Source organism: Pantoea phytobeneficialis (assembly GCF_009728735.1).
Taxonomy (GTDB): domain Bacteria; phylum Pseudomonadota; class Gammaproteobacteria; order Enterobacterales; family Enterobacteriaceae; genus Pantoea; species Pantoea phytobeneficialis.
Genome location: NZ_CP024636.1, coordinates 3477487 through 3483770, shown reverse-complemented (window position 1 = coordinate 3483770; position 6284 = coordinate 3477487). Strand labels below are relative to the sequence as shown.

The following is a 6284-nucleotide window of genomic DNA, read 5'->3' as shown; positions in this document are numbered from 1 at the left end:
ACATTGACGTTGTACTCCTTCAACAACGTCTGCACGATCTGCGGCACCGTCTGGCTCTGGAAAATACGCAGGTTACGATCACGCTTCATCGGCCACAGGTCCGGCTCGACGGTCAGCGCATAAACCGCATAACGCGTGCCGTTCAGCTCCTCGCTGCGTACCGCTACGCGGGTGATCTTGCCGTTGATATAGCGTGGCGTAAGCAGATTCTGGGTCGGCAACGTAAAAGTAACCGCTTTACCCAACAGGGCATGACGATCGATGCGGGCATCGGTCGACAGCAGATCCGCCTGAAGGGTGAATGATTCTGACAGGGCTTCACGCCCGCTGAGTTTCCAGAACAGCAGGCCCTCCGTGGGCAGCTGGACGGTGATGCGTGAGAACATAAGCAAGATTCCATAACGAATTTACAATTAACCACCGAAAGGAATTTTTTATACGCAGGGCAAAGCATCAAACAACAATTTGATTGTTGAGAGATAATTAAAGAAACGTGTATTTATCAGAGAGGTATTATTGTAGATAGACTTATTCCTAGGCAACGTTTATTTTCTTCAAAAAAGTAGTCAGATTCATTCCTGTGACATCCAACCAGATCTATATAACACCAGACACGAAGACATGCCGATAATCAGAGGGGAATGTTTGGCTTGCGACACAGGCATTATGCTCAGAGAAAGATAACCATTTAAAAAAGAAGCTAATCAATACTGTCGCAATTAGAACCAGAATCAATCGCCCGCCACAGATTAACCATCCTTTTTTTGAATAACGATCCTTTCCATTCCAAATAGAAAAAAAGCAAATAAAAAAAGAAAGCCAAACCAATCCATTCTAGCCTAACCATAAAATTTAGTTACCAACCAAAACTGTAGCACTCTCGGTCGCAATAGTACTATCTCCGGCCATTGGAGAAGATGAAGTATCATCCGAATAACCAAAAAACCAATCGACCAGTGGCTTGATCATAACTTGAAGACCTGCATCTGCTTTTAATCCAGGCGCCAGCGCCAACTCACCTGATCCCTTGATATTCACTGAGTATTCGGTTTCATCAATAAACACCTTTACACCGGCGAAGGCTCCGATGCTTCCGACACTCCCGCCTAATTTTCCATCAGCGACAATAACACCAAATATATCTATATTAGACAACAGATGAATCTAAAAATTAACCTACCAACATTTCTCAAACAGTCTCAGAACGATGTTCTGAGACTCATAATCAATCCAACTCATCTGGGGAGTTGACAAACATTTCTTCAGCTAGAGATAGTATTTTCTCCCTAAAGACTATCTTATTTATCCATTCCTTTGGGATTCCTGAGAGACCATATAGCGCACCTGCCAATTGTCCAGCGGTTGCGGCAACACTATCGGCATCATCAGCTAAGTTTGCCGCCAGCAACACGGCATCTTTAAAGTTATCAGTGTGCCAAACCGCCCACAATGCAGCTTCTAATGTATCAATAACATATCCTGATGATCGGATTTGATCTCGTGCTTTATCTTTATACTCTCCGGCATTGATTAGAAGCACACGAATTGACGTTGCCAAAATGTGGGGGGAGAAACTCTCCTTTTTGTCATAGCCATTTAAGAGATAATGGAGTATCACATTAAAAAAACGACAACTATCAATTGATTCAGCAGCACCGTGTGTAGCCTGGCTTTGCATTGCTGCATCTCTCCAGCCTTGTATAAACGACTTTCTCCGAAAAATTGCTACTGGTGCATGGCGAATCAGTGCTGCATTTCCAGCAGTATCAGGAGAAGTGTTTCCCAACCAATCTGCGCCATGAAGGATGAATTGTTCAAGAGCGTAGCGTGTTGTATTACCTATGTCGAAACATATGCCATTGGAACTATTAGTTCCTTTTTTATACCAGCTAACAAGCTTTTGCCGAAACAGGTCAATATTGCATCTTTTATCTTCCGCATACGTTTCAGCCAGGCATAATGCCATTGACGTATCATCAGTCCACTCTCCCGGATTAAGGCCGAATGGACCCTTGCCAACCATATCTTCTACATGCGCTTTGTCTCTGGGCATAAACTCCAATGTTGTACCGATTGCATCTCCAACCGCCAGTCCTATCAGAGCACCCTGGCATTTATCCAGCACCTCAGAGTCCGATATTTTCTGTGGTAATGATTTCATCCATTCGGGTTTACCAGATCCTTCAAGTTTATCTCTTAAAGGTTTAGGATCGAAAGACATCCGGTTCATTAGTTGCCGTGAGGCCTGAGGAGTTAAATGCGCATAACGCTCCGCATAACTAAACAGCTCAAAATCATCAGCCCTAAGATCAATCATCATAACTCCTTATAGCCCAACAGCGTTTTACCACTGCCGTCTACCCTATTTACCACATTAAATTGAGTACCTGGTGGGTACAAAACTTCAGCTTCGTGAGGATATTCTGATAAAAATGAAATATCCCTACCTGATACACCATCCACTTTAATTAGTATATTACCACTGAATGGTTCCCCCGACGATGTGCTCATAAATGCACCGTCAGAAACCACGTTACCTATCTGATTGTTAGCTAGCACATCTTCAGGAAGAGAACTGATACCCCGGAATGAACTTCCTTCATAGGCGGGGAGTTGAGACAGACCATCAGTAGCGTGAGAAGCAAATGCTTCTAATTCAGGAGTTAAAGATGTCTGCCCCCTCAATGCCGGGTTAAGGGCCGTGTATCCTTCATTTGTTGTATATCCATATAAGGCCCCTATTTGATCATCACTGAGTTTTTCAGACAATTTGGGATTATTTTTTAGTGCATTCATACGCCCTGCGGATGTCCATTCATCCGCTTTCGCCTTACCAACAGCATCAGCTAGCGTCATTTTTGAGGATACTGGCTCAGTTACAAGATTAGGCAGATTCTCCACAACTTCGTCAGGTTTTAAGGAACGCCAGGCATCAAATTTCATCCCTCCTTTACCGCCCGCTGCGCCACCGATCACGCTGCCAAGCAGCATCGACCATTTTTGCCCGTCAGAACCCTCACCAAACAGTTTTCCACCTGCCCAGTTTCCGGCATAGCCGCCACCCAGTGCCCCCAGAGTTCCTAACAACGCGATGGCCGGAGAAGCCAGAATTGCAACCGCACCTGCACCAATTCCTAACATCAACCAGTTAACCCAACCGGGTATCTCTGGATTAATTTCATCTGTTTGGATTTTATGCCCACCGATTAACACATTTTCTGAGCCACTGAATATCTCGGCACTGCATGTCAGGCGATCACCGATTCGGGCGGCAGGAAAGGCGTTAATAAAGACTTTGTCAGATCCTTCCGCAACCCGTTGCAAGGAGCCACTATGTTCATCGCAGGCACCATTGGATAAATGTGCCCGGATCGCAGCTCTGCTGTTGATAAAAACATTCGGTGAGCCCGTAAGAAGTTTGCCGGTGTTATGTCGAGGTGCCCATGACATACTTCCCAGCACTTCACCTATCCCCCCCGCAGAGCAAGCCCCCGCAGCGGCAGCTGAAACCACCACAAGTGCGGCACCTCCGGTTACCGCAACCGCAGCAGCGCCAAGTATTGCACCACCGATTAAACCGGCAATCATCCAGCCTTTGGAAGCAGTATGAGCTATATCATCCTCTTCTCGGGCAGCATTAAATTCGCCCATGATTTACACATCCTTATGCCTCTGTAAAAACTGCAAAATATACTGCTCACTGGATAAACCTTCAGGCCCATCAAAATCTTTCGCCAATCCCAGAACCTGAATCAGAGAAGAAGCATCATTTCGTGGTGAAGTGCATAGAGCATAACGAACAGGATCCTGATTATTAAGCGCAACAATGTGAAGTGAACGCCCCTTAGCATCGAAGAAAAGATAATTTCCGTTCAAGGCTCTTTTTAAATCAACATGCTTATAAAGAGATTGTACTGCCTCATAGGCAGTGATCGTTTTTGTATCGGTATCAAAAGAAAAGAATATCGCATTAGAATTTGAATCAACCGGGACTGATTCAGCAACTTCAACACGATTAAATCGAATGCTGTCAACAATCGCCTGATATTGTTTGTTATAATAATCAGGAAAGTTATCAGGGCAAGTCCCTATATAACAAACAATCTTTTTTCCAACAATCTCGTCATCCAATATCACGATAGTTTGTTTCTGCCAAATCTCACCACCTTCATTCCTGAAATGATAAAATATCTCAACAGCAGGTAGTGTATCAACATGGATAATTCTTGTTGTCTCGACTTTGAAGCCATGTAGGGTTATTTCCATTTCCCTGACAATTTTCGCTGCCACTTTTTTTACATTTTCGTCATGTTGCGCAGATGCCCGTGATACGACAAATGTGAATTCACTGGCATTATTTTCACTCAACGTGAATAAATTCATCGTACGATCTTTGAATATATCAGGCAGTTCCAATGAGGCTTCCTGAAGCGTATAAATAGCCATGTTCATCCCTTAACATTAAAGTAATCTTTAATCTCATTCTCAATTGAGGATTTTTGCCCCCTACCTGGAGCGAGTGTTGCTGCTGTTCCTCCATCAGGATTTAACTGAAGTTTTCCGTTAGAGGTATTGATTTCACCATCCTGTTCAACAGTGAGATTAAAATATTTACCAATAAAATTGATCTCACCCTCTTTGGTCAATTCGATTGCACTTTCACCACACTCGATACGAATTGAATCACCAGCAGAAATTAAATAAGAAGCCAGAGTACGCTCAGTCCGGTCACCGGTAGTTAATGTTTTACTGTTTCCCTGAGTTCCGATAGTGCGATCACCCTTGACTCGGGTCTCATGGTTAGCACCGACAGTCACCGTTTGATTATTAACAACCGTATGCGTCGCATCATTCTTAACATGGGTATCCATGTTCTTCTGTGCCTGGATCCACAGTTGCTCTTCGCCCGCTTTATCCTCAAAACGCAGCGCATTGGCGGTGTCTGACGTGCCATCTTTCGAGCGACTGAGAAACCCCATCTGCGTCGCCGCTGCGGGCAGCGCCCAGGGGGGCATACTCGCCTCGTTATACACGCGGCCAATGATCAGCGGGCGGTCCGGATCACCATTGATAAAATCCACCACCACTTCATCGCCGACACGCGGGATCTGCACCCCACCAAAGCCCTGGCCCGCCCAGGCACTGGAGACACGCACCCAGCACGAACTGGTGTCGTCACCTTTTGCCAGTCGGTCCCAGTGGAATTTCACCTTCACCCGGCCATAGCGGTCGGTCCAGATCGATTCACCTTTTGGCCCCACCACTTTCGCGGTCTGCGGGCCATGCGTTTTCGGCCACGGCGTTCTGGGGGGCGCACGATAGGTGATCGTGGTGGGTAACACGGTAAAGGTGATGTTGTGCGAGGCGGTGACATCGCCGCTGGCATAGCTGTTTTCCTCGAAGCGATATTCCGCACTGGTGGTCAGATACTCACCGTTGTCGCTGAAATGTGGCGCATTGAGCAACTCAAAGGTGTAACCGGGCGCAATGCCGGTCGCCGTACCGGTACCGCTNACNCTGTGATGCTCCACTTCCCACACTTCCTGGCGGATGCGGGTATAGAAATCACCGTGGCTGTGATCAACAAAATGCCCCGGCCAGTCGTACACATCCACCGTACCCGGCGTGGGCGCGACCGGATTCTGCCGCGCCTGCAACATCCAGGCATTCGGTTTGCGGAAATCGTAATCGTCGGTGCTGTACATCCCCGGCGTGACGCTCTCTGCCAGCGACCACTGGCTGATCCCCTCTTCCGTTACGCTGCCACCGGAAACGGCAACGTGGTAGGGAATGGTGGCGTAGCCGCTAAACGGNTGATGCTGATCGGCCGCATCGCACAACACCAGCGTATGTTTATCGGACTCGTGGCGGAACCAATAGTAGATCCCCTCCAGCTCCATCAGACGGTTGATAAAATCGAAGCTGCTTTCCTGGTACTGCACGCAGTACTCCCACACCCGATAGCTGCTGGCGAGCTTTGACTCGACATTGACGTTGTACTCCTTCAACAACGTCTGCACGATCTGCGGCACCGTCTGGCTCTGGAAAATACGCAGGTTACGATCACGCTTCATCGGCCACAGGTCCGGCTCGACGGTCAGCGCATAAACCGCATAACGCGTGCCGTTCAGCTCCTCGCTGCGTACCGCTACGCGGGTGATCTTGCCGTTGATATAGCGTGGCGTAAGCAGATTCTGGGTCGGCAACGTAAAAGTAACCGCTTTACCCAACAGGGCATGACGATCGATGCGGGCATCGGTCGACAGCAGATCCGCCTGAAGGGT

General features: G+C 47.3%; 6 protein-coding genes. All 6 read right to left on the bottom strand.

Annotation, left to right across the window (positions count from 1 at the left end):
- The coding region (locus CTZ24_RS16055; protein ID WP_244633990.1) for a contractile injection system protein, VgrG/Pvc8 family at positions 1-386 on the bottom strand (386 nt) is incomplete at its 3' end.
- 466 nt (positions 387-852) lie between these two features.
- Entirely contained in the window at positions 853-1155 is a 303-nt protein-coding gene (locus tag CTZ24_RS16050) for a hypothetical protein (RefSeq protein WP_208724051.1), read from the bottom strand.
- A 70-nt stretch (positions 1156-1225) separates the two neighbouring features.
- Positions 1226-2317, bottom strand: coding sequence for an ADP-ribosylarginine hydrolase Tri1 (gene tri1, locus CTZ24_RS16045; protein ID WP_208725572.1), 1092 nt, complete (start codon positions 2315-2317; stop codon positions 1226-1228).
- A complete protein-coding gene (locus tag CTZ24_RS16040; protein WP_208724050.1) occupies positions 2317-3651 on the bottom strand; it encodes an ADP-ribosyltransferase domain-containing protein in 1335 nt (444 codons plus the stop codon). Before CTZ24_RS16040 ends, tri1 begins: the two co-directional genes overlap by 1 nt.
- Positions 3652-3654: 3 nt before the next feature.
- Complete coding sequence (locus CTZ24_RS16035; RefSeq protein ID WP_208724049.1) at positions 3655-4446, bottom strand: DcrB-related protein; 792 nt, start codon at positions 4444-4446, stop codon at positions 3655-3657.
- Positions 4447-4448: 2 nt separating this feature from the next.
- The coding region (locus tag CTZ24_RS16030; RefSeq protein WP_208724048.1) for a type VI secretion system Vgr family protein at positions 4449-6284 on the bottom strand (1836 nt) is incomplete at its 5' end.

Bases quoted from the DNA above. Each gene is read 5' to 3' on its own strand.
- tri1 (WP_208725572.1), bottom strand. From the start codon at position 2,317: ATGATTGATCTTAGGGCTGATGATTTTGAGCTGTTTAGTTATGCGGAG.
- CTZ24_RS16040 (WP_208724050.1), bottom strand. From the start codon at position 3,651: ATGGGCGAATTTAATGCTGCCCGAGAAGAGGATGATATAGCTCATACT.
- CTZ24_RS16035 (WP_208724049.1), bottom strand. From the start codon at position 4,446: ATGGCTATTTATACGCTTCAGGAAGCCTCATTGGAACTGCCTGATATA.